Below are 3068 nucleotides of genomic sequence, written 5' to 3'. Positions count from 1 at the left end.
GGGCGACACCGCGGCCACGGACTACGGCGTCAAGGCGACCTGGCAGAGCGCCGAAGGCAGCCTGGAGAAGCAGGTCGCCATCATCGAGAACTTCATCAACCAGAAGGTCGACGCGATCCTGGTCGACCCGCTGGACAAGAATGCCCTGCTGCCGGTGATCAAGAAGGCCGAGGCCGCCAAGATCCCGGTGATCACCATGGGCAACAAGGTCGAGGGCGGCTGGAACACCTCGACCCTGTATCCGGACCAGGAGAACATGTCGATGGTGGCCCGGGCGCTGGGCCAGACCCTGGGCGGCGAGGGCGAGGTCGGCCTGCTGGTCGGCACCCGCGGCAACTTCGTCTCCGATACCCGTGAGAAGGCCTTCACCGAGACCCTGGCCAAGGAGTTCCCGAACATCAAGCTGGTCGGCATCCAGCCCACCGGCTGGGATTCGGCCAAGGCCACCGATGCGGCGCAGACCTGGCTGACCACCTACCCCGACCTGAAGGCCGTGGGCTGCATCTCGGATTCGATGTGCCTGGCCGCCAGCGCCGTGGCCCAGGCGATGGACCGCAAGCTGCTCTATGCCGGCTATGACGGCGACGAGGAGATGCACCCGCTGCTCGAGGACGGGTCGATGGTGATGGATGTCCTGACCGGCGCCTATCGCGTCGGCTATTGGAACATCGCTGTCGCGGCAAGGCTGGCCAAGGGCGAGAGCCTGCCCAAGGACCTGTACATGCCGACCTATTTCGTCACCTCCGACGCCACTGCCCAGGCGCTGGCCGGCAAGGGGCTGAAATTCGAGCACATCACGCCCGAAGCCGCGACCAAGGCGGCCAAGGCCTATACCGAGCAGCTGGGGCCGAAGCAGCCGACCTCCGCCATGACTGTCGGCCAGTGACAGGAGGGGCAAAGGACAGGGAGCGAGTCATGCCTCCGAAACCGGCGGATGCCGCCGCGGCGCGGCGCCTGTCGCTGGCCGGCGCGGGCTTCGGCAACGACCTGGTGCTGGCCGGGCTGATCCTGCTGGTGCTGGCCGGCTTCGGCCTCGCCGGGCCCGGCTTCCTGTCCTTCGCCAACCTCGTCTCGATCGGCCAGCAGACGGCGGTGATCGCCATCGTCGGCTTCGCCATGACCGCGGTGATCATCGCCCGCGGCATCGACATCTCGGTCGGCAGCACGCTGGCGATCTCCGGCATCGTCGCCGCGCAGGCCTATGGCGCCACCGGGTCGCCGCTGCTCGGCATCCTGGCGGCGCTGGCCGCGGGTGGCGCCATCGGGCTGATCAACGGCCTGCTGATCAGCGCCATCGGCATCAGCCCGTTCATCGCCACCCTGGCGACGCTGGCGGCGGGAAAGGGCGCGGCGCTCAGCCTGTCCGGCGCCTCCAGCATCCCGGTCGACAGCCCGGTCCTACTCTGGGCCGGCGGTGCCGATATTGCCGGTTTCCCCGCCTCCTTGCTGCTGGCGCTGCTGCTGCTCGCCGGCTGGTGGGTGCTGCTGCACCGGACGGTGCTGGGCCGCTGGATCTTCGCCGTCGGCGGCAATGCCGGCGCGGCCCGGGCCTCGCTGATCCCGGTCCGCACCGTGCAGACCCTGACCTATGTCCTGGCCGGCGCATCGGCCGGGCTCGGCGCCGTGGTCATCATCGGCCGGCTCGGCTCGGCCCAGCCGTTGGCCGGCACCGGCCTGGAATTCGCGGCGATCACCGCCGCCATCGTCGGCGGCACCAAGCTGTCGGGCGGCGAGGGCAGCGTCACCGGCACGGCGCTGGGCGCACTGCTGCTCGGCGCCATCAACACCGGCCTGTCCTTCCTGCAGGTGCCGCAGCAGGCGATCTATATCGTCACCGGCGGCCTCGTGCTGTTCGCGGTGCTGCTGAGCCAGCGCGACCGGCTGGCCGCGACGGTGGCGAAATGGCGCCGCCGCAGCCGCGCCGCCCACACGGCGGAGGAGGCGGCTCAGGCCGTGCCGCGCCGGCTGGACCGGCACGAGCTGCGCGTCGTCGGCCTCGGCAAGCTGTTCCCCGGCGTCAAGGCGCTGGAGGGCGTGGCCTTCGACATCCGCGCCGGCGAGGTGGTGGCGCTGGCGGGCGAGAACGGCGCCGGCAAGTCGACCCTGGTGAAATGCCTGTCCGGCGTCCACCAGCCGGATGAGGGCGGGCTGATCCTCGACGGCCGTCCGGTGCGGCTGCGCACCCCGGCGGAGGCGGCGGCCGCCGGCATCGCCGTGATCCACCAGCATTTCAGCCTGGTGCCCGACCTGACCGTGGCCGAGAACCTGTTCCTGGGGCGCGAGCCGGGCCGCGTCGCCCTGCGCCGGGCCGAGATGCGGCGCAAGGCGCAGGAGGTGATCGACCAGTTCGGCCTCGGCCTGCGGCCCGACGACCGGGTCGGCACGCTGAGCGTCGGCCAGCGCCAGATGGTCGAGATCGCCAAGTCGATGCTGTCCGAGGCCTGGCTGGTGATCATGGACGAGCCGACCAGCGCCCTGTCGACCCGCGAGCGCGACCGCCTCTACGAGCTGATCGGCCGGATGAAGGGGATCGGCTGCGCCATCCTCTACATCTCGCACAAGATGGAGGAGATCTTCACCCTGGCCGACCGCGCCGTGGTGCTGCGCGACGGCCGATTCGTCGGCGACCGCGCGATCCGCGACCTCGACGAGCCGGCGCTGATCGGGATGATGGTCGGCCGCGACATCGGCAACGTCTTCCCGCATCGGCCGGTGCCGCGCGGCGACCTGCTGGTGGCGGTCGACGGCATCGCCGATGGCGGCCTGCTGCGCTCGGCCAGCCTGACCGTGCATGCGGGCGAGGTGGTGGCCCTGGCCGGGCTGATGGGCAGCGGCCGGTCCGAGGTGATGCGCTGCATCGCCGGCCTGTCCGCCCACCGCGCCGGCACGATCCGGATCGGCGGCGCCGACCTGCCGGCCGGCGATGCCCGCCGGGCCAATGCGCTGGGCGTCGCCTATGTGCCGGAGGACCGGCATCTCGAAGGCTTCGTCGGGCCGATGTCGATCCAGGACAACGTCACCCTGGCCTGGATCCGCGCCCGGTCGGCGCTGGGCCTGGTGCGGCCGGC

Annotated in this window: 2 protein-coding genes; both read left to right on the top strand. The window is 71.2% G+C overall.

Annotated features, from left to right (window positions below; translation table 11 throughout):
• The coding region (locus tag ABDW35_RS34885; protein WP_343718435.1) for a sugar ABC transporter substrate-binding protein at nt 1-886 on the top strand (886 nt) is incomplete at its 5' end.
• A gap of 29 nt (nt 887-915) precedes the next feature.
• The coding region (locus ABDW35_RS34880) for an ATP-binding cassette domain-containing protein (RefSeq protein ID WP_343718434.1) at nt 916-3068 on the top strand (2153 nt) is incomplete at its 3' end.

The organism is Inquilinus sp., assembly GCF_039594555.1.
Lineage (GTDB): Bacteria > Pseudomonadota > Alphaproteobacteria > DSM-16000 > Inquilinaceae > Inquilinus.
Note: the sequence above shows the minus strand (reverse complement) of the source record. Positions and strands in the feature narration are given on the sequence as shown.